Consider the following 509-nt stretch of genomic DNA (forward strand, 5'->3'; position numbering starts at 1 on the left):
GAGGCCTCGCCGAAAAACTCCATCGACTATGCGGTGATCGAAAAAACCAAACGCATGGCGGTGGTGCATGGCCATTTTCGCTGGTCGGATATCGGCAGCTGGGACGCGATCTGGGAGATCGCTGAGAAGCGCGGCAACGACAATGCGCTGGAAGGCGATGGCGTGTTCATTGATTCCGAGGGCTGCCTCATTCACTCCACGCAATTGCTGACGACGGTGGTGGGCGCCAAGGATCTGGTGGTGGTGGCCACCAAGGATGCGGTTCTGGTGGTGCCGAAAAACCGGGTGCAGGATGTCAAGGGGCTGGTGGAGACGCTGAAGGACAGCGACCATGCGCCGCGAACGCAAGCGCACAAACGTGTTTATCGCCCCTGGGGATACATCGAACACATGTATGTGGATGAGCGCTACCGCGTCGGCCACATCACGGTTGATCCCGGCCACCGCATCTCGTTCCAGAAACATTATCATCGCTCGGAACACTGGATCGTCGTCAAGGGAACGGCGAC

General features: G+C 58.7%; 1 pseudogene. It reads left to right on the top strand.

What is annotated here, in order from left to right:
* Window positions 1-509 (top strand): annotated as a pseudogene (locus DXT96_RS26840) (mannose-1-phosphate guanylyltransferase/mannose-6-phosphate isomerase); the annotation flags it as partial.

The organism is Agrobacterium sp. ICMP 6402 (genome assembly GCF_009498615.1).
Lineage (GTDB): Bacteria > Pseudomonadota > Alphaproteobacteria > Rhizobiales > Rhizobiaceae > Agrobacterium > Agrobacterium burrii.